General features: G+C 71.0%; 17 protein-coding genes. 5 read left to right on the forward strand and 12 right to left on the reverse strand.

The window, feature by feature from the left end:
- Nucleotides 1-54 precede the first annotated feature (54 nt).
- The 3 genes from OG985_RS23705 to OG985_RS23715 all read right to left on the reverse strand — a co-directional run bounded on the left by OG985_RS23705 (nucleotide 55) and on the right by OG985_RS23715 (nucleotide 3726).
- Nucleotides 55-1002, reverse strand: coding sequence for a MerR family transcriptional regulator (locus tag OG985_RS23705; RefSeq protein ID WP_371670343.1), 948 nt, complete (start codon nucleotides 1000-1002; stop codon nucleotides 55-57).
- A 118-nt stretch (nucleotides 1003-1120) separates the two neighbouring features.
- A complete protein-coding gene (locus tag OG985_RS23710) occupies nucleotides 1121-2878 on the reverse strand; it encodes an SDR family oxidoreductase (RefSeq protein ID WP_371670344.1) in 1758 nt (585 codons plus the stop codon).
- A 5-nt stretch (nucleotides 2879-2883) separates the two neighbouring features.
- The gene (locus tag OG985_RS23715; RefSeq protein WP_371670345.1) at nucleotides 2884-3726 is read right to left on the reverse strand and encodes a M24 family metallopeptidase; all 843 of its coding nucleotides are present in this window, start codon (nucleotides 3724-3726) and stop codon (nucleotides 2884-2886) included.
- A gap of 253 nt (nucleotides 3727-3979) precedes the next feature.
- On the opposite strand from OG985_RS23715, the gene OG985_RS23720 reads away from it, so the two are divergent.
- The 5 genes from OG985_RS23720 to OG985_RS23740 all read left to right on the forward strand — a co-directional run bounded on the left by OG985_RS23720 (nucleotide 3980) and on the right by OG985_RS23740 (nucleotide 8005).
- The gene (locus OG985_RS23720) at nucleotides 3980-4942 is read left to right on the forward strand and encodes an ABC transporter ATP-binding protein (RefSeq protein ID WP_371674475.1); all 963 of its coding nucleotides are present in this window, start codon (nucleotides 3980-3982) and stop codon (nucleotides 4940-4942) included.
- Nucleotides 4932-5849, forward strand: a complete 918-nt coding sequence (locus tag OG985_RS23725; RefSeq protein WP_371670346.1) for an ABC transporter permease — start codon at nucleotides 4932-4934, stop codon at nucleotides 5847-5849. Before OG985_RS23720 ends, OG985_RS23725 begins: the two co-directional genes overlap by 11 nt.
- Nucleotides 5846-6757 (forward strand): ABC transporter ATP-binding protein, encoded by a 912-nt coding sequence (locus tag OG985_RS23730; RefSeq protein WP_371670347.1) that lies wholly within the window; start codon nucleotides 5846-5848, stop codon nucleotides 6755-6757. Before OG985_RS23725 ends, OG985_RS23730 begins: the two co-directional genes overlap by 4 nt.
- An 11-nt stretch (nucleotides 6758-6768) precedes the next feature.
- Nucleotides 6769-7488 carry an ABC transporter permease subunit gene (locus tag OG985_RS23735; RefSeq protein ID WP_371670348.1) on the forward strand — a complete coding sequence of 240 codons (720 nt, stop codon included), beginning with the start codon at nucleotides 6769-6771 and terminating at the stop codon, nucleotides 7486-7488.
- A gap of 274 nt (nucleotides 7489-7762) precedes the next feature.
- Complete coding sequence (locus tag OG985_RS23740; protein ID WP_371674476.1) at nucleotides 7763-8005, forward strand: hypothetical protein; 243 nt, start codon at nucleotides 7763-7765, stop codon at nucleotides 8003-8005.
- A gap of 805 nt (nucleotides 8006-8810) precedes the next feature.
- On the opposite strand, the gene OG985_RS23745 is transcribed toward OG985_RS23740, so the two are convergent.
- The 9 genes from OG985_RS23745 to OG985_RS23785 form a co-directional block, all read right to left on the reverse strand.
- Entirely contained in the window at nucleotides 8811-9614 is an 804-nt protein-coding gene (locus tag OG985_RS23745; RefSeq protein ID WP_371670349.1) for an HAD family hydrolase, read from the reverse strand.
- A complete protein-coding gene (gene serS, locus OG985_RS23750) occupies nucleotides 9611-10888 on the reverse strand; it encodes a serine--tRNA ligase (RefSeq protein ID WP_371670350.1) in 1278 nt (425 codons plus the stop codon). The genes OG985_RS23745 and serS overlap by 4 nt, the downstream gene beginning before the upstream one ends.
- A gap of 690 nt (nucleotides 10889-11578) precedes the next feature.
- Nucleotides 11579-12511 carry a prephenate dehydratase gene (gene pheA, locus OG985_RS23755; RefSeq protein WP_371670351.1) on the reverse strand — a complete coding sequence of 311 codons (933 nt, stop codon included), beginning with the start codon at nucleotides 12509-12511 and terminating at the stop codon, nucleotides 11579-11581.
- Nucleotides 12512-12633: 122 nt separating this feature from the next.
- On the reverse strand, nucleotides 12634-14061 hold the full coding sequence (gene efeB, locus OG985_RS23760) for an iron uptake transporter deferrochelatase/peroxidase subunit (protein ID WP_371670352.1): 1428 nt from the start codon (nucleotides 14059-14061) through the stop codon (nucleotides 12634-12636).
- Nucleotides 14062-14069: 8 nt separating this feature from the next.
- Nucleotides 14070-16082, reverse strand: a complete 2013-nt coding sequence (locus OG985_RS23765; RefSeq protein ID WP_371670353.1) for a copper resistance CopC/CopD family protein — start codon at nucleotides 16080-16082, stop codon at nucleotides 14070-14072.
- A 13-nt stretch (nucleotides 16083-16095) separates the two neighbouring features.
- The gene (locus OG985_RS23770) at nucleotides 16096-16569 is read right to left on the reverse strand and encodes a copper chaperone PCu(A)C (RefSeq protein ID WP_371670354.1); all 474 of its coding nucleotides are present in this window, start codon (nucleotides 16567-16569) and stop codon (nucleotides 16096-16098) included.
- Complete coding sequence (locus tag OG985_RS23775; protein ID WP_371670355.1) at nucleotides 16566-17219, reverse strand: SCO family protein; 654 nt, start codon at nucleotides 17217-17219, stop codon at nucleotides 16566-16568. The genes OG985_RS23770 and OG985_RS23775 overlap by 4 nt, the downstream gene beginning before the upstream one ends.
- 102 nt (nucleotides 17220-17321) lie before the next feature.
- Nucleotides 17322-18074 carry a YcnI family protein gene (locus OG985_RS23780; protein WP_371670356.1) on the reverse strand — a complete coding sequence of 251 codons (753 nt, stop codon included), beginning with the start codon at nucleotides 18072-18074 and terminating at the stop codon, nucleotides 17322-17324.
- A gap of 222 nt (nucleotides 18075-18296) precedes the next feature.
- On the reverse strand, nucleotides 18297-19193 hold the full coding sequence (locus OG985_RS23785) for a hypothetical protein (protein ID WP_371670357.1): 897 nt from the start codon (nucleotides 19191-19193) through the stop codon (nucleotides 18297-18299).
- Nucleotides 19194-19249: the final 56 nt, after the last annotated feature.

The following is a 19249-nucleotide window of genomic DNA, read 5'->3' on the forward strand; positions in this document are numbered from 1 at the left end:
AAGTGCGGTTATCCACAGGCGATTTGGCGATTCTGTGGACAACCACCCTTGGAATCAGGGCGTTTGGCCAAGATCATCTGACGCGGCGTGACTTGAGGCGAGTCGGTCCAAGGCCCGCGCACGGAGCTCGCGTTCGACGGCAAGTGCCACGAACTCGGCAGTCCGCGGCGAGCCAACCAGCCGGTCGACGGCTCTCATTGTCTCCTCGGGCAGCGCCACGAACCGGTCTCGGTTCTGCGGTGCGGCGGCCTTGTCCCCGCCGAGGTGACCGCGCAGTTGCCGGACCGCCAACAGGCGCATCGCACGCGCGAGTTCGGCGTCCACCGTCTGTCGCGCGAGCGGCCGCAGTCGCCGTACGAGAGATGCCGCTTCGGCCGCGTCCGCGTCGGTCGGGCGGTGTGGACCGGCGAGGTAGCGGGCGAAGACGTGCTCGGTGGTGAACTCCAGGAAACGGGAGGCGATGTGCTCCACCTGACCACGCAACTCCCGCAGGTGGTCGGAGATCGCGGACAGCGGTACGCCGGCGGAGTGCAACTCGACGGCCACCGCCAGCTCTTGGGGACTCGGCACGAGGAAGGAGTCGTCGTCACCGGGGACGGGCTCCAGCACACCGAGCTCCACGGCCTCGGCGACCGCCGCGTCGTCGGAAGTGCCGTCGAACCGTGCCGTCAGCTCGGCGCGCGAGATCCGCACCGTCTCCTCGTCGGTCCACGGCCCGTCCACCTCGGCGACCAGACCGAGCACTCCGCCCAGGCCGCGTCCCGCGTCCCACGCCTCCAGGAGCTCCTTGATGGAGGCCAGGGTGTAGCCGCGGTCGAGGAGCCCGGCGATCCGGCGCAGCCGGGCGAGGTGCGCGTCCGAGTACACGTTGGCGCGACCGCGCCGCTCCGGGCGGGGGAGCAGCCCGCGGTCCTGGTAGGCGCGGATGGTGCGGACCGTGGCGCCACTGAGGTTGGCCAGGTCCTCTATCCGGTAGGCGGGTGCGGCCGAGGGTTCGGTCATGTGCGCTGTCCTTGTGGTGCGCGGCGTCGATGGCGGGGGTGGGAGGCGTGGCCCGGCGAGTGCGGCGGCGCCGCGGGACGGGGAAGTCCAGCGGTACGACCGCCCGCGGCTCACCGGCTCACAGCGGTGGGTTCAGCCTCGCCAACGTCCGCAGCGCGGCCGGCGCGAAGCGGGACAGGAGGTGGGCGCCGCGGGCCTCGGGGGTCACGGGGACGACGGCCTCGTTCCGCACGACCGCCCGCAGGATCGCGTCGGCGACCTTCTCCGGCGGGTAGTTCCGCAGCCCGTACAGGCGCGCGGTCCGTTTCTGGCGCCGCTTCTCCTCGTCGGCGTCGACGCCCGCGAAGCGCGCTGTCGAGGTGATGTTGGTGTTGACGATGCCCGGGCATATCGCCGTCACGCCGATCCCCCGGCCCGCGAGTTCCGCGCGCAGGCACTCACTCAGCATCAGCACGGCCGCCTTGGACGTGCTGTAGGCGGGCAGCGCCCTCGACGGCTGGAAGGCTGCCGCGGACGCGGTGTTGACGATGTGGCCGCCCTGCCCGCGCTCCGCCATCTGTTTCCCGAAGAGCCGACAGCCGTGGATCACGCCCCACAGGTTGACGTCGAGGACCTTCTTCCAGTCCTCCGCGGTGGTGTCGAAGAAGGAGCCCGACAGCCCGATCCCGGCGTTGTTGACCAGGACGTCCACCACGCCGTACTCGGCGGCGACCTTTCCGGCGAGCTTCTCCATGGCCTCCTCGTCGGAGACGTCGACCGTCTCCGCCCAGGCCTCCGGGGCACCGACCAGGCGGGACAGCTCGGCCGTGCGGGCGGCGGACTCGGCGTCCCGGTCGACAGCCACCACGCGTGCGCCCGCCTCGGCGAACGCGAACGCCGTGGCCCGTCCGATGCCGCTGCCCGCGCCGGTGACCAGGACGAGCTGTCCGCCGAAGCGGTCGGCGTACCTGCCGGTGGCCGTCACCGCCTCCGGCCTGCCGGCCTCCACGGACGCGACGAACTCCGCGATCCAGCCTGCCACCCGGTCGGGACGGGTGCGCGGGATCCAGTGCTTGGCGGGCAGGGTGCGGCGCACCAACCGGGGCGCCCACGTCTCCAGTTCGTCGTAGAGCCGCTCCGACAGGAAGGCGTCCCCGAGCGGCGTGACGAGCTGCACGGGTACGTGTGCGTACGCGTCCGCGCGGGGCCTGCGCAGCCGGGCCCGCACGTTGTCCCGGTACAGCCACGCGCCGTGCGCCGCGTCCGAGGGCAGCGACGAGGTCGGATAGCCGCCGGCGGGGACCTTCTCGACCCGTTGCAGGATCTTCGGCCAGTGCCTGCCGAGCGGGCCGCGCCAGGCCAGTTCGGGCAGCGCGGGGGTGTGCAGCAGGTACACGTACCAGGACTTGGCGCCCTGGCCGAGGAGTTGGCCGACCCGGCGCGGAGTGGGCCGCTTCAGACGGCTGTTGATCCAGTGCCCGAAATGGTCGAGGGAGGGACCGGACATCGACGTGAAGGACGCGATCCGACCCTCGGTGCGTTTGACCGTGACGAACTCCCAGGCCTGCACCGATCCCCAGTCGTGGCCCACCAGGTGCACCGGCCGGTCCGGGCTGACCGCGTCCGCGACCGCCAGGACGTCGTCCGTCAGCTTCTCCAGCGTGAACCCGCCGCGCAACGGGCGCGGCGCGGTGGACCGGCCGTGGCCGCGGACGTCGTACAGGACGACGTGGAAGCGCCCGGCCAGCCGCGCGGCGACCTCTGACCACACCTCCTTGCTGTCCGGGTAGCCGTGCACGAGGACGACCGTCGGCTGCGAAGGGTCGCCCAGCTCGGCCACGCACAGCTCGACCCCGCCGGTCCGCACCCGGCGTTCCCGCGCGCCCTCGAGACTCACCTGTGTCACTTCTCCTCCGCCCAGCGCCGCACGTGCGGCAGATCGTCGTCCAGCCAGAAGGCGCTCTGTTCGGGGTCCCGGGAGTCGGTGACCACGAGGATCTCCTCGAACTTCGCGCCCGTGCCCCGGAAACCGAGGTGCGGTTCGACCGCCCACAGGCCCGGTCGCGGCGGGTGGTCGGAGAAGCGGTACGGCGACCAGAGCGGCGACCAGCCCTCGCGGTGGCCGTGCAACGCGTCGGCGGCCAGACCCCTGAGGGACTGGGTGCCGAACCCGAACACGTGCGGTGACCAGCGGCGCTGCCCGACCCGGTCGACCTTGTGCGCGATCACCCCGAAGGGATACGCGCGGTGCCGGTTGGCGTAGCCCTGGCGGACCATGAGGCGATCCACGTCCTCGTAGATCTCGCGCAGGGAGCGGCGCTCGCGCACCTCGCGCAGCAGCAGTTCGCGGTGCGCCTCCAGGTCGGCCATCAGCCGGTCCTGCACCGGATTGGTTCCGAGGGAACCCGAGTACCCGATGTCCGCCGTGTGACCTTCGTAGATCGGAGCCATGTCCAGGATGAAGGGCATCCCGGGCTCCAGCCTGCGGTTGGTCGGGAAGAACTGGAGCGGCAGGCGGAAGTTCACGAACGCCGTGCGGTCCCCGAACCAGGCGAAGGGCAGATGGAACCAGTCCCGTACGCCCCGCGCGCGCAGCCACTCGCGCTGCATGCGGGCGGCCTCCCGCTCGGTCACGCCGGGCCGAAGCCGCGCCGCGACCGCCTCGGCACACTCGTACGCCAGGCGCTGCACTTTCCGGAACCCCCGTAGTTCCACGGAGAGTTCATCCGACACTGCCGTCGTCATGCCGCCCACCCTCGTCCCCGCCGACTGCGATACGCGTCCGTAACGTGACACCGGTGAATGTGACAGTTGTTAGAGGCTGCGTCAATAGAGTCCCCCCGACCTGTGGACAACCTCGCGGATGTGGACAACCGGGTGCCCGTTGTTCGACTTCAGGGGGACCCCTAGGTACCCGTACGACTCGAGGCTGACTTCAAGACGACCCCTCGGTCTGACGACCGGGGTGGTCCGCGTCACTACTCTCGACGACGTGACTGTGATCGCGACCGAAAGCCTGAGCAAGCGGTTCCCCCGGGTGACCGCGCTTGACCGGCTCTCCGTGGACGTCGGACCCGGTGTGACCGGACTCGTCGGAGCCAACGGAGCCGGCAAGTCCACACTGATCAAGATCCTTCTGGGTCTGTCCCCCGCCACCGAGGGCCGCGCCGAAGTGCTCGGACTCGATGTCGCCACCAAGGGCGCCGACATCCGCGAGCGGGTCGGCTACATGCCGGAGCACGACTGCCTGCCGCCCGACGTCTCGGCCACCGAGTTCGTCGTGCACATGGCGCGGATGTCCGGCCTGCCTCCCACCGCCGCGCGCGAGCGCACCGCGGACACACTGCGCCACGTCGGTCTGTACGAGGAGCGCTACCGCCCCATCGGCGGCTACTCGACGGGCATGAAGCAGCGCGTGAAGCTGGCCCAGGCCCTCGTGCACGACCCGCAGCTGGTCTTCCTGGACGAGCCGACCAACGGCCTCGACCCGGTCGGCCGCGACGAGATGCTCGGCCTCATCCGCCGCATCCACACGGACTTCGGCATCTCGGTCCTGGTCACCTCGCACCTGCTGGGCGAACTGGAGCGCACCTGCGACCACGTGGTCGTGGTCGACGGCGGAAAGCTCCTGCGCTCCAGCTCCACCACCGACTTCACCCAGTCCACGACCACCCTCGCGATCGAGGTCACCGACACCGACGACCACCCGGACGGCACCCGCGCGGTGCGGGACGCGCTCCACGCGCGCGGGGTGGAGGTCCACGACGGCACCGGTCTGCCGGGCGCCGGCCACGTCCTGCTGCTGACAGCGGAGGGCGAGGAGACCTACGACCTGGTGCGTGACCTGGTCGCCGACCTCGGACTCGGCCTGGTGCGCATGGAGCAGCGCCGGCACCACATCGCGGAGGTCTTCACCGACAGCGACGAGCAGCGGAAGGAGGCGGTCGGCCATGGCGGTTGAGCAGCCCCTGCGGACCCCGGCCACGGCGTCGGGCGAACAGACGCGCATCCACAACATCGGCTACCGCACCTACGACGGCCCGCGCCTGGGCCGCGCCTACGCCCGCCGCTCGCTGTACTCGCAGTCCCTGCGCGGCGCCTACGGCCTCGGCCGGTCGGTCAAGTCCAAGGTGCTGCCGATGCTGCTGTTCGTGGTGATGTGCGTGCCCGCGGCCATCATGGTCGCCGTCGCCGTCGCCACCAAGGCGAAGGACCTGCCCGTCGACTACACGCGCTACGCGATCGTCATGCAGGCCGTCATCAGCCTGTACGTCGCCTCGCAGGCGCCCCAGTCCGTCTCGCGCGACCTGCGCTTCAAGACCGTACCGCTGTACTTCTCCCGGCCCATCGAGACCGCCGACTACGTCCTCGCCAAGTTCGCCGCGCTGGCCTCGGCGCTCTTCGTCCTCACCGCCGCCCCGCTCCTGGTGCTCTATGTGGGCGCGCTGCTGGCGAAACTCGACTTCACCGACCAGACCAAGGGATTCGCACAGGGGCTGGTCTCCGTGGCACTTCTGTCACTGCTCTTCGCCGGCCTGGGCCTGGTCATCGCGGCGGTCACGCCACGCCGTGGCTTCGGCATCGCGGCCGTGATCGCCGTCCTGACCATCTCCTACGGCGCGGTGTCCACGCTCCAGGCCATTGCCGACGCGCAGGGCAGCAGCGGAGCCATCGCCTGGATCGGCCTGTTCTCGCCCGTCACACTCATCGACGGTGTCCAGTCCGCGTTCCTGGGCGCGAGCTCGGCGTTCCCCGGCGGTGTCGGACCCTCGAACGGCGAGGGAGCGGTGTACGTCCTGGTCACCCTGGGTCTCGTCGCCGCCACCTACGGCCTTCTGACGCGCCGCTACCGAAAGGTCGGACTGTGACCACGCTCTCCATCGACCATGTGTCCCGCTGGTTCGGCAACGTGGTCGCCGTCAACGACATCACCATGACCATCGGCCCCGGCGTCACCGGCCTCCTCGGCCCCAACGGCGCCGGGAAGTCCACCCTGATCAACATGATGGGCGGCTTCCTGGCCCCCTCCACCGGCACCGTCACCCTCGACGGACAGCCGACCTGGCGCAACGAACAGATCTACAAGCACATCGGGATCGTCCCCGAGCGCGAGGCGATGTACGACTTCCTCACCGGCCGTGAGTTCGTCGTCGCCAACGCGGAGCTGCACGGTCTGGGCGACAAGGCTGCGCAGAAGGCCCTCGCCACGGTCGAGATGGAGTACGCGCAGGACCGCAAGATCGCCACGTACTCCAAGGGCATGCGCCAGCGCGTGAAGATGGCGTCCGCGCTGGTCCACGACCCGTCGTTGTTCCTGCTCGACGAGCCCTTCAACGGCATGGACCCGCGCCAGCGCATGCAGCTCATGGATCTGCTCAGGCGCATGGGCGACGAGGGTCGCACCGTGCTGTTCTCGTCCCACATCCTCGAAGAGGTCGAGCAACTCGCCCGGCACATCGAGGTCGTCGTCGCCGGACGGCACGCGGCCAGCGGAGACTTCCGCAAGATCCGCCGCCTGATGACCGACCGCCCGCACCGCTATCTGGTGCGCTCCAGCGACGACCGCGCGCTCGCGGCCGCGCTGATCGCCGACCCGTCCACGTCCGGAATCGAGGTCGACCTGGCGGAGGGCGCGCTGCGTATCCAGGCCGTCGACTTCGGCCGCTTCACGGCCCTGCTGCCGAGGGTCGCCAGGGACAACGGCATCCGTTTGCTCACGGTCTCGCCGTCCGACGAGTCCCTCGAGTCCGTCTTCTCGTATCTCGTCGCGGCGTAGGAGGCCGAAAGATGTACGACCCCACAGTCGCCCGGCTCACCTACCGAGCCCTGCTCGGCCGCCGCCGGGCCCTCATCCTCGGCGCGCTGCCACTGCTGCTGATCGCCATCTCCGTCGTGGTGCGCGGCCTCGCCGGCGCCGACGATCAGACGGCGTCGGACCTGCTCGGCGGGCTCGCGCTCGCCACGATGGTGCCGATCATCGGCGTCATCGCGGGCACCGGCGCGATCGGACCGGAGATCGACGACGGCTCCGTGGTGTACCTGCTGTCCAAGCCGCTGAAACGACCGACGATCATCTTCACCAAGCTGATCGTCGCGGTCGCCGTCACGATGGTGTTCTCGGCCGTGCCGACGCTCATCGCGGGCCTGATCCTCAACGGCAACGGACAGCAGATCGCCGTCGCCTACACGGTCGCCGCGCTGGTCGCCTCCATCGCGTACGCGGCGCTCTTCCTGCTGCTCGGCACCGTGTCCCGGCACGCGGTGGTCTTCGGGCTCGTCTACGCGCTCGTCTGGGAGGCCCTGTTCGGCTCCCTGGTGCCCGGGGCGCGCACGCTGAGCGTCCAGCAGTGGTCGCTGGCCGTCGCCCACAAGGTCGCCGGCACCGACCTGGTCACCTCGGACGTCGGCCTGACGACGGCGACGGTGCTGCTGGTCGCGGTGACCGTGCTCGCCACCTGGTACGCCGGTCAGAAGCTGCGGTCGCTGAAGCTTGCGGGCGAGGAGTAGCCGCCACCGGTCTTGACGGGGGCTTCACGTCCGTATCGGCACACTGGGCCGAGGGACGCACAGTTGGGCCGTGTCGGAACCCCTTCCGCTGGGCGGACGGCGTCCGGCACGGCACCTCGCCGTGTTGCCGTCGGACGGCAGTCGGGCAACCGTCGGACGATGTGAGATCACCCGGTACGCGGGTGTGCTCCTTCGCCTTGCGGCGCACGCACCGGCGCCGCCCGCTGATCCGGCGCGAGTGTCAGACACGATCCACGAGGACGGGGAGGACGGGATGGCGGGCGAGACGCCACAGCACGACGGCAGCGGGCAGTCCGGCGACACCGTCTGGGACGAACTGGTCCTGGACGAGACGTTCATACGGTCCGCCGAGAACGCGGAACCGTCCGCGCGGGCCCGGATGCTCGCCGCGCGCTGGCGTGCCGAGCAGCCCGAACCACAGCCCTGGCGCTCCGAGGAGCCGCCCGCGGGATGGTTCTTCAGCAAGGCACGTCGACGCAGGTGGCGCCGCCGGTAGAGAAGGCGCCGCCGCCTCGAATTCGGTGGCGCCCACCCCGTCACCACGGCACAGTGGAGGAGTCCACTACGCCGGATCTGGCCGGCGGTGGGTTTCGGGAGAGGAGCGGGGCGATGCCGACGCACGACAGCACGCCGGGCTCTCCTCAGGGCAGCCCGTGGCGGGTTTCGGAGTAGCCACCTCTCCGTCGAGCCCGCGCGTACGGGGCCCGGGGCGGCCGCTTCGAGCACGCGAACTCGCTGTCGCGTGGGCCGCCTTCCCCGCGCTGGGGCGGGCGAGTGGATCACGCGACGCGGCGCCACGCGGTGCCGTCGCGCCCACCCGCGCCGTCCCAGCGGCACGACCGCCCCAGCCGCACACGGCTGCGACTCGCCTGTGCCTGTGTCTGCGGCTGCGGTTGCTACGAACCTGCGCGTGGCGACGCGACTGCGCCTGCGGCTGCGGCGAGACGGTGCCTGCGGATCCGACGAGCCTGCCGCATGACTCGCATGTCCCTGCGGCGCTGACGCGGCTGCGACGTGGCGACACGTCTGCGCCTGCGGCAAGACTGTGACTGCGGATCCCGACGCGCCCGTGCCTGCGGCTGCTACGCGCAGGCAGTGTGGCGACGTGCCTGCGCCATGACTGTGCCTGCGGATCCGACGAGCCTGCCCCATGACTCGCATGTGCCTGCGGCTGCTGACGCGTCTGCGACGTGGCGACGGCCTGCAGGTGCTCCGCCTGTGCCTGTGCCTGTGCCTGTGCCCGTGCGTGCGACGCGGCGACGGCCGTGCCCGCCGCCGCGCCCGCGCCAAGGCGTCCGCCCCTACGCCAGCAGGCGCTCCAGTACCACCGCGATCCCGTCCTCCTCGTGGGAGGTCGTCACCTCGTCCGCGACCGCCTTCAGCTCGGGGTGAGCGTTGGCCATGGCCACGCCACGAGCCGACCAGGCGAACATCGGGATGTCGTTGGGCATGTCGCCGAACGCGATGGTGTCCGCCGCCTTCAGCCCCAGACGGCGGGCCGCCAGTGACAGTCCCGTCGCCTTCGACAGGCCGAGGGGAAGCAGCTCGACGATCCCCTCGCCGGCCATCGCGACCGAGACGAAACCACCCGCGGCCTGCCGGGCCGCCTCGGCGAGCTGGTCGTCCGTCAACGTCGGATGCTGGATGTAGATCTTGTTCAGCGGGGCCGTCCACAAATCCGACGCGTCCGTGAACGGAGTTGACGGAAGGGCGCCGGTGACCGCGTATCCGGGCCCCACCAGCACGTCGCCGTCCAGACCGTCACGGCTCGCCGCGAGGAACAGCGGACCGACCTCCGCCTCGATCTTGGCCAGCGCCACGCCCGCCAGCTGACGGTCCAGGGTCACCGACGTCAGAAGGCGGTGCTCTCCGGCGTCGTACACCTGGGCACCCTGGCCGCAGACCGCGAGGCCCCGGTAGCCGAGGTCGTCGAGGATGTGCCGGGTCCACGGGACGGCACGCCCCGTCACCACGATGTGGGCCGCGCCCGCCGCGGTGGCCGCGGCGAGCGCCTCACGCGTGCGCGTCGAGACCGACTCGTCGGAGCGCAGCAGCGTTCCGTCGAGGTCGGTGGCGACGAGGCGGTAGGGGAAGACCGTGCTCACTTGGCGATCGGCTCCAGGACCTCTCGGCCGCCCAGGTAGGGGCGCAGCATCTTGGGGACCAGGACCGAGCCGTCGGCCTGCTGGTGGTTCTCCAGGATCGCCACGATCGTGCGCGGTACGGCGCACAGCGTGCCGTTGAGCGTGGCCAGCGGCTGCACCTTCTTGCCGTCACGCAGGCGCACCGACAGGCGGCGGGCCTGGAAGCTGTCGCAGTTGGAGGCCGAGGTCAGCTCGCGGTACTTGCCCTGGGTCGGGATCCACGCCTCGCAGTCGAACTTGCGGGACGCCGACGCGCCCAGGTCGCCCGAGGCCACGTCGATCACCTGGAAGGGCAGCTCGAGGCCGGTCAGCCACTGCTTCTCCCACTCCAGGAGCCGCTTGTGCTCGTTCTCGGCGTCCTCCGGAACGACGTAGGAGAACATCTCGACCTTGTCGAACTGGTGCACGCGGAAGATGCCGCGGGTGTCCTTGCCGTACGTCCCGGCCTCGCGGCGGAAGCAGGGCGAGAAGCCGGCGTAGCGCAGGGGCAGCTTGTCGGCGTCGAGGATCTCGTCCATGTGATAGGCGGCGAGGGGGACCTCGGAGGTGCCGACCAGGTAGTAGTCGTCCTTCTCCAGGTGGTACACGTTCTCCGCGGCCTGGCCGAGGAAGCCGGTGCCCTCCATGGCGCGCGGGCGGACCAGCGCCGGGGTCAGCATCGGGATGAAGCCGGCCTCGGTGGCCTGCGCGATCGCCGCGTTGACGAGGGCCAGCTCCAGGAGCGCGCCGACGCCGGTGAGGTAGTAGAAGCGCGAGCCGGACACCTTGGCGCCGCGCTCGACGTCGATGGCGCCCAGCGCCTCGCCGAGCTCCAGGTGGTCCTTGGGCTCGAAGCCCTCGGCGCCGAAGTCGCGGATGGTGCCGTGCGTCTCCAGGACGACGAAGTCCTCCTCGCCGCCGACCGGGACGTCGGGGTGCACGAGGTTGCCGAGCTGGAGCAGGAGGCGCTTGGTCTCCTCGTCTGTCTCGTGCTGTTCGGCGTCGGCGGCCTTGACGGCGGCGGCGAGCTCGCCGGTCTTCTTCAGCAGCTCGGCCTTCTCGTCCCCGGACGCCTTGGGGATCAGCTTGCCGAGCGCCTTCTGCTCGGAACGGAGCTCGTCGAAGCGGACGCCGGACGACCTGCGCCGCTCGTCGGCAGACAGGAGAGCGTCGACGAGCGCGACGTCCTCTCCACGGGCGCGCTGCGACGCACGCACACGGTCGGGGTCCTCACGGAGCTGGCGAAGGTCAATCACGCGGTCAAGGCTACCGGTGCGGGGTGACGGCTCACGACTCACTATTCCGAACTACGGCTTACGTTCGGTTATGGGGCAATTGCCGGAAGTGTTCACACGCGTCAATAATGAGCGTCTCACTCCCTGGAACGGGGCAGGAGCCGGGCGGCTGGTTGACTCGATTTCCTTGCGGCAAGCGGGACTTGGAGGGCTGGATGTCCACAGGAATCCGCGCTCCCGAAAAGTTATCCACAGGCTGTGCGAAAGATCTGTGGACTTCGGAATTGATCATTCCGAGTCGGGCGGGTGAGGTGAGGAATTCCCGTCCCAAACTGGCTTCACGCCCACTTTCGAGTGGAAATGAGTCGCCCCAAAGGATTGATCAAAGGAAACGGGTGGACGAAGGGTGACGTGCCTGACTGTGGACGGGTTGGGGGGCTCCAGGGCGATTTGTCGACTAGGTAGCGGTTCGTTGTCGACTTGTCCCCAGGTCGAGAAGCCAGCCTGTGGATAACTCCTGTGGATAACGAAAATCTGCAGGTAGGACTGTCCGAAACCTGCCGGAAACACGGCGGGCGCCTACCGGCCACCCGCCCTTCACCCGCGCTCAGGCCCGCAACCCGCGCTCAGGCCCGCGACCCGCGTTCAAGCCGACAACCCGCGTTCGGAACCAGCGCCCAAACCCCAGCGCCCGAGCCACCGGCGCCCCGCTCAGAACCGGCCGTCCTGGCAGCGCGCCACCCAGTCCGACGCCGCCACGAACTCCTCGTCCGAGGTCCCCGGCAGGAGAGCACGCAGGCCCTCCACCCCCACGTCGGCGCGCGGGTACGAGCCGAGGAAGCGAACCTGGTGGCAGATCCGCTTGAGTCCCATCAGCGCCTCGGCGACCCGGCGGTCCGAGATGTGACCCTCGGCGTCGACGCAGAAGCAGTAGTTGCCGATGCCCGCGCCGGTCGGCCGGGACTGCAGCAACATCAGGTTGATGCCCCGGGTGGCGAACTCGCCGAGGAGGTCGCGCAGTCCTCCGGGGTGGTCGTCGCGCTGCCACAGCACGACGGAGGTCTTGTCGGCGCCGGTGCGTGCCGCGGGCCGGGCGGGCCGGCCGACCAGCACGAACCGCGTCTGGGCGTTCTCCGCGTCGTGGATCCCGGTTTCCAGGGGCACCAGACCGTAGCGGGCGGCCGCGAACTCGCCCGCGAAGGCGGCGTCGTAGCGGCCCTCCTGGACCAGGCGCGCGCCGTCCGCGTTCGAGGCGGCCGACTCCCAGAGCACGTCCGGGAGGTTCGCCTTGAGCCAGTTGCGGACCTGCGGCTGCGCCGCCGGATGGGCGGTGACCGTCTTGATCTCCGACAGCTTGGTGCCGGGCCTGACGAGCAGCGCGAAAGTGATCGACAGCAGCACCTCGCGGTAGATCATCAGTGGCGCGCCCGCGACCAGTTCGTCGAGGGTCGTGGTGATCCCGCCCTCGACGGAGTTCTCGATCGGCACGAACGCGGCCTCGGCCTCGCCGGCCCGCACCGCGTCGAGCGCGGACTGCACGGACACGTACGGGATGAGCTCCCGGGTGGCCGCCTCCGGAAGCGTGCGCAGGGCGACTTCGGTGAAGGTGCCTTCAGGACCGAGATACGCATAGCTCGCTGGCATGCACTCACCCTAATGGGCCTACAGGGGCGCGGCTCCCGCGTCTCACCGGAGACCCTCCTGTGAGTGAACCGGGGCGCGTGCGCACCGGGGCGGGTGACAGCGATGGTGGACAGCGGGGTTCCTCAGCCCTCCAGCAGCCGCTGCCCCACGTACTCCCCCGCCGCGGCTCCGCCGGGCACCGCGAACAGTCCGCTCGCCTCGTGCCGGACGTACTGCGAGAGCGCGTCACCCCGGTCGAGCTTGCGCTGGACGGGGACGAAACCGCGTACGGGGTCGGCCTGCCAGCAGATGAAGAGGAGACCGGCGTCCGGTGCACCGTCCGCGTCGATGCCGTCGTGGTAGGAGAACGGGCGTCGGAGCATCGCCGCACCCCCGTTCTGGTCGGGCCGGGTGATACGGGCGTGCGCGTTGACGGGGACGACGTAGTTCCCCTGGGCGTCCGTCTTCTCCAGGTCCATCGCGGTCGTCTCGGTGCCCCCGGACAGCGGGGCCCCGTCGGCCTTGCGGCGCCCGATGACGTTCTCCTGGGCCCTGACCGAGAGCTGCTCCCAGTCGTCGAGGAGCATGCGGATGCGGCGTACGACGGCGTAGGAGCCGTTGGCCATCCAGGCGGGGTCGGCCGAACCGGACGCGGGGACGAAGATCCGCCGGTCGAAGTCCGGATCGGCCGGCTTCGGATTGCGGGTGCCGTCCATCTGGCCCATGAGGTTGCGGGCCGTCATCGGGTGCGCGGTGGCGCCGGGCGTGCGGTTGAAGCCGTTCATCTGCCAGCGGACGCGGGCCGCGCTGCCCGCGTCCTTCTGGATCGCGCGCAGCGCGTGGAAGGCGACGAGCGCGTCGTTGGCGCCGATCTGCACCCACAGGTCGCCGTTGCTGCGCGCCTTGTCGAGATGGTCGGAGGAGAAGTCGGGCAGCGGGTCGAGGGCGACCGGGCGCTGCCTGTCCAGGCCGGTCCGGGCGAAGAAGCTGTGCCCGAAGCCGAAGGTGACCGTGAGCGAGGAGGGGCCTGCGTCCCGGGCGACATCCGTGTCGTCCTGGGTCGCGGCCTCGCCCGCCATCAGCCGTCGGGCCGTCTCGGACCAGCGGCGCAGCAGTGCGGCCGCCTCCTTGCGGCCCGCGCCCGCCGCCAGGTCGAAGGCGACGACGTGGCCGCGCGCCTGGAGGCCGTCGGTGATGCCGGGCTGATGTTTCCCGTGAAACATCACCTGACCCGCGCCCACGGAGGTGAGCGGTGCGGCGGCGGCGGGCTGGGCCGCGTATCCGGCGGTCGTGCCGGCCGCACCGAGTACGAGCCCGGTGGCTCCGGCGGTCCCCAGCAACCGCCGACGTGAGATGCCCTCCCCGAGGACGGCGTCCTCGGAGCCGGACGACCCGCCGGAGCCGGATGACCCGCCGGAGCCGGACGACCTCCCGGAGCCGTCCTCCTTGAGAGCCGCCTGCGAAACCCTGTCGGCGGGGTCGGCCCGCTCGGGCCGCTCGGGCCGGTCGGCCCGCTCGGCCCGGTCCGATCGGGTGCTCGTCCCGGCCTCGGGAAGGGACTGGTCAGCCATGGTTCAGTTCAGCCGATCTGCGCGTTCTTGGAGACGGTCGCCTGGTCGATGTCGGAGGTGCGCACCGTCACGGCGATCTTCCAGTCGCCGGCCAGCGGGATCTGCACCCCGTTCGCCGACCAGTGTCCGGTGGTGATGTGGTCGGGGGTGACGGGCAGCGGCCCGATGTCCTTGGCGGCGAGGGTGAAGGCGACCTTCACCTCGGGCACGTCGAAGGCGCGCCCGTTGGGCCGCTGGACGTAGACGTGCATCTCGTTGCCGCCGACCCGCGCGGGGTCGAAGTCGACCGTGACGACGCCCTTGCCGTCCTCGCCGCCCGTGTCGAAGGACATGTCGAGGGTCAGCGCCCCGGCCGAGGAGTCCGACGAACCTGACGAGGACGAAGACGACGAAGAGGAGGACGAGGACGCGGTGGCCGCCTTGGCGTCCTCCTCCGTGCGGCCGGGCTCGGTCTGGGTGAGCACGGTGGTCACGGCGAGCAGGACGACGGCGACGCCCGCTTCGGCCAGCACCGAACGGCGCAGCCCGAACCGGTTCGGGTCCGCGTCCCGCAGCCGCTTCTGCCTCGTGGCGTCGACGGCGGCCCGCTGCCGGGCGAGCTGGGCGGCGCGCTTGGTGTCACCGGTGGCGGTGCCGGCGTCGTCCTGCCCCTTCTCGCGGCTGACGGCGCGCGCCGAGGCGTGCTCCTTCACCCGCTCTTCCGGCGCCTCCGCCTCCGGTTCCTCGTCCGTCCGCTTCTCCTCGCGGACCTCCGCCGCTTCCGCCGCTTGCCGGCGGGCCGCCGCGGGCACCGACTGTGCCAGTCGTGCCGTCCACCGCCGTGAGATCCACGCGATGCCGACCAGCAGGGTCACGAGTCCGATCTTGACGAGCAGCAGCTGCCCGTACCTCGTGTCGGTGAACGCCGACCAGGAGCCGAGCTGACGCCACGACTGGTAGATCCCGGTGGCGACCAGGGCGACGACGCTGCCGAAGGCGACGCGCGAGAAACGGTGTACGGCGGCGGCGTCGACCGCCGTCTCCTCGGGAGCCCGGTAGAGCGCGACGAGCAGTGCCGTGAGCCCACCGAGCCAGGTGGCCACGGCCAGCAGGTGGACGATGTCGACGGGCATCGCGATGCCCGGCTGGAGACCGGTGGACGCGTGCTCGGCCATCGCCCAGCTCGCGGCGAGCCCGGCGGCGACCACGGTCCCGCCGACCGCGAGCCCGAAGGTCAGGTCCCGCTTCTCCTCGTCCTCGCGCTTGTCGTAGGCCCCGAACAGCACGGCGATGAACAGTGCTCCGGCCGCGAGCAGCAGCAGCCGGGACACGAGGGCCGCGCCGGTCTTGGTCTGGAGTACCTGCCCGAGCAGGCTCAGCTCGAAGACGTCGCCGAACGTCCCGCCGCCGGTGTAGGAGCCGCGCAGGAGCAGCAGCCACAGGGTGGCCGCGGTGAGCGCGACCCAGCCGGAGACGACGAGCCGTTGCAGGGCCCGCACCCCGGAGCCGCGCTGCCAGCAGGCCAGCACGAAGGCGGCACCGCCGACCAGGACGATGAAGCCGGCGTACGACATGTACCGACCGAAGCCGTACAGCCATCCGACGACGCCACCGCCCGCGGTCTGCGAGGACACCGACACGGAGGTGGTCGAGGGGGCGCCGATGGAGAAGGTGTAGGCGCCGGCGACCGGATGGCTGTCCGCGGACACCACCTGGTAGGTGACGGTGTACGTGCCGTCGGGCAGGCCGCTGTGCAGTCGCACGGCGTACGTCGTGCCGCTCACGTCGGACGGCTTGCCGGTGTCGACGCGCTTGCCCTTGGGGTCGAGCACGCGCAGCGAGTCGTCGGACGTGGCGACCTTCTCGGAGAAGGTGAGCGTGACCTGGGTGGGTGCCTTGTCGACCACCACCCCCTGCTGGGGGTCGCTGCCGGTCAGTGCGGCGTGTGCGGAGGCCGGCCCGGCGCCCGCGAGGAGCAGGCCGGTGGCGGCCAGGAGCAGCAGCACCAGGGTCCGCACGCGGGGGGCGATGGTCTGGGTCAAGGTGGTCCCTCCCTCAGTGCCCGGTCTTGGGTGTGTACGTCGCCGGCTTCACCGGCATGGTGACGAGGACCGGGTCGGACGTGGTGAAGTGCAGCTCGACCGAGACCGTCTGGCCCTGTTTCGGTTGGCGCTTCAGCTTCTCGAACATCAGATGGTTGCCGCCGCTTTTGAACACGAGTTGACCGTGGGCGGGGACGGTGAGGCGGTCGGCCTGTTCCATCGTGCCGCCGACGGTCCTGTGCACGGTGACCTCGCCGGCCTCGGCGCTGCTGACGGAGGTCAGTTCGTCCTTCGTACCGCCGGCGTTCACGATCGTCAGGAAACCGGCCGCCATGGAGTCCGAGACGGGCTGTGGCATGTAGGCGGAGACGACGGAGAGCGCGGCGTGGGCGTCCGAGGCGACGGAGGAGCCGGTGCCGTCCGAGCCGCAGCCCGCGAGGGCCAGGGTGCCGGCCACGGCGAGCGCCGGGAGGGCGGGCCGCCTCACGGGGTCGCCCCCTTGATGATCTTGGGCAGGTCCTTGGTGTAGTCGGCGACGGTGGCGTCCTCGCCGTAGAGCAGATAGCCCCCGTCGGTCTTCGGCGAGAACGCGATCACCTGGGTGCCGTGCACGGAGACGAGCTTGCCGTTCTTGTCCTTGTGCGTCGGCTCGATGGAGATGCCGAGGGTGCGCGCGCCGGCCTGGATGGTGGCGAAGTCCCCGGTCAGGCCGATGATCTGGCTGTCGATCCCCTTGAGCCACTTGCCGAGTTCGGCGGCGGTGTCCCGGCCGGGGTCGGTGGTGACGAAGACGATGCGCAGCCGGTCCTGCTCGGACTTCGGCAGCTGCTTCTTGGCGACGGCGAGGTTGTTCATCGTCAGCGGGCAGATGTCGGGGCAGTGGGTGTAGCCGAAGTAGACGAGGGTCGGCCTGCCCGCGGTCTCCTTGCGGAGGTCGTACTTCTTCCCGTGGGTGTCGGTGAGGACGAGGTCCGGCTTCTCGAACGGCTGGTCGAGGACGGTGGCGGCCTGGTCCGCGCCGGCGTCCTCGGAGACCACGGCGACGGGTGACTTGCTGTCGTCGCCGCTGCCGCAGGCGGAGAGGGTCAGTGCGGCGGCGGCGAGCACTGCGGCCGCGGCGAACGTCTTCTTGCGCATACTGCATTCTCCTGGGGAGCGGCCCCCGGGCCGCGGCCGGAAGACCGTGAGCCGGGACACGGGGGCGCTCCTTCGATGGTTCCGAGTAGTTCTGGCGGGGTCTCAGGCGTCGGTGCGCCGACGGCCGGCGAGCACCCCGTACGCCACGCCCAGCAGGCCGACGACGATGCCCACCACGCCCAGGACCCGGGCGGTGGTGTCGCTGCCGTCGGCGGAGGCGGAGGTGTCGGCGGCGTTGTTCCTGGCGGGCTTCGCGTCGTCGGAGGTCTTCTCGGCGGCGTTCTCGGCGGTGGACGCGCCGTGGGAGTGCTCGTCGGTGGAGGCGGCGGAGAGGGTGAGCACCGGGGCGGGGTTCTCGGGCTCCTCCTCGCCGTCCTCCGGCACCTCGATCCAGCGCACGACCTCCTTGTCGGAGTACGTCTGGAGGGCCTTGAAGACCAGTTCGTCGGCGTCCTCCGGCAGGGCGCCGACGGAGACCGGGAACTTCTGGAAGAAGCCGGGCTGGACACCCTTGCCGTCGGCGGTCCAGGTGATCCTGGAGACGGCCTCGGTGATCTTCTCCCCGTGCATCTCGAGCGGCTTGGCGAGCTTGGACCGGGTGACCTTGATGGTCCAGCCGTCGATCGGTTCCGGCATCGCCGAGGCCAGCGGGTGGTCGGTCGGGAAGTTGACCTCGAGCTTGGTGGTGGAGGCGTTGTCGCGCTCGTTGGGAACCTTGAAGTCGACGACCGCGTAGCCGCCCTTGGCGGCCGCTCCCTCGGGCTGCACGGACACGTGCGCGAAGGCGGGCGTGGACAGGACGGCGACGGCGGTGGCGGCGACGGCGCCGGTGGCGGCGAGACGAGAGGCCTTCATGCGGAGCACTCCACTTCGAGTGAGAACCCGTGGGATTCCGGCGGTGGCCGGCGTGTTCGACGGATTCGGCGAATTCCGGTGGTGACGAGGGGTACGCGCGGGGCGTGATCGATCACGAGGACGTGAACGGGCACGCGGGGGCGCGGGTGTGTGCCGCACGACGGCGGCCCCTTCGCCCACGGGAGTGGGCCCACTGGGAGGTGGAGAGGTGGTCGCGTCGCGTCAGGCGGCGAGAACGAGCGCGGCGGCGGCCGGCGGGCCGCGCCTGATCACCGTGTGGTGGAGTGCGGTGGTGCGGGGTCCGGGCGGCGCGAGCGCGGCGCTGCGCGGGCGGCGCGGGGCGAGCTCGGGGGTGCCCGGAAGCCCGGCACGCAGGGCGCGCACCAGCGCGAGCGCCCCGCGCAGGGACCGTACGAGCGCCCCTTCGGTGACCGACTGGGCCGAGTGCGCCGAGAGTTCGGCGAGCCGCAGCAGGGCTAGGTCCCCCCGGCGCAGCAGCCATCCGGTGGCGAGTGCCGCGAGGACGTGCGCGAGCAGCATCGGCAGGGAGGGCAGCAGCGACATGGAGGTCGCGGAGGTGTCCGCGGAGGTGGACAGGGCGTCCGCCGGGTGGTGCATGGAGCTCATGCCGGCGCTCGTGCCCGCGTCCGGATGGACCCGCGCGTCGACCAGGATCCGGTAGGCCCGGGCGGGACTGATCGCCGCCGCCGTGGTCCCGCACGCGAGCCGGGCTGCCTGTTGGACCAGGGAGGCGTCGGACATCGCGGCGGCGGACATGGTGTCTGACACCGAGGAGCCGGAGCCCATGGACATCGTGCCGGACTGCGCGGCGGCCGTCGTCGCGTGCCGGCCGAGCCCGAACAGGGTGTGCAGCACGGTCTGTCCGAGCGCGAGAAGAACCACGATCCCCGGCAGCGAGCGCTCGCGTCCGGCGAGCGGCACCGCGACCAGGACGACCCCCAGGAACGCCGCGCCCAGCGTCCAGAGCGGAACCGTGGCGCAGGCGGCGAGGGTGTGACCGGCCGCGGCCAGCACGACACAGACCGCGGCGAACACCGCGGCCCGCAGGACCCGGAGACCGGGTCCGGAGCGTGCCGTGCGTGGGTGGGGGGCAGTCATGGCGGGCTCATCATCGCACTGGCCCCCCGACCGCCATGCGGCAGGTCCGCAAGATG

The organism is Streptomyces sp. NBC_00289 (assembly GCF_041435115.1).
In the GTDB taxonomy this organism is placed as follows: Bacteria; Actinomycetota; Actinomycetes; order Streptomycetales; family Streptomycetaceae; genus Streptomyces.

Coding starts and splice junctions, on each gene's coding strand:
- OG985_RS23775 (WP_371670355.1), bottom strand. CDS start 17,219: ATGCGCAAGAAGACGTTCGCCGCGGCCGCAGTGCTCGCCGCCGCCGCA.
- pheA (WP_371670351.1), bottom strand. CDS start 12,511: ATGCCAGCGAGCTATGCGTATCTCGGTCCTGAAGGCACCTTCACCGAA.
- OG985_RS23725 (WP_371670346.1), top strand. CDS start 4,932: ATGGCGGTTGAGCAGCCCCTGCGGACCCCGGCCACGGCGTCGGGCGAA.
- OG985_RS23785 (WP_371670357.1), bottom strand. CDS start 19,193: ATGACTGCCCCCCACCCACGCACGGCACGCTCCGGACCCGGTCTCCGG.
- OG985_RS23705 (WP_371670343.1), bottom strand. CDS start 1,002: ATGACCGAACCCTCGGCCGCACCCGCCTACCGGATAGAGGACCTGGCC.
- efeB (WP_371670352.1), bottom strand. CDS start 14,061: ATGGCTGACCAGTCCCTTCCCGAGGCCGGGACGAGCACCCGATCGGAC.
- OG985_RS23715 (WP_371670345.1), bottom strand. CDS start 3,726: ATGACGACGGCAGTGTCGGATGAACTCTCCGTGGAACTACGGGGGTTC.
- OG985_RS23735 (WP_371670348.1), top strand. CDS start 6,769: ATGTACGACCCCACAGTCGCCCGGCTCACCTACCGAGCCCTGCTCGGC.
- OG985_RS23740 (WP_371674476.1), top strand. CDS start 7,763: ATGGCGGGCGAGACGCCACAGCACGACGGCAGCGGGCAGTCCGGCGAC.
- OG985_RS23780 (WP_371670356.1), bottom strand. CDS start 18,074: ATGAAGGCCTCTCGTCTCGCCGCCACCGGCGCCGTCGCCGCCACCGCC.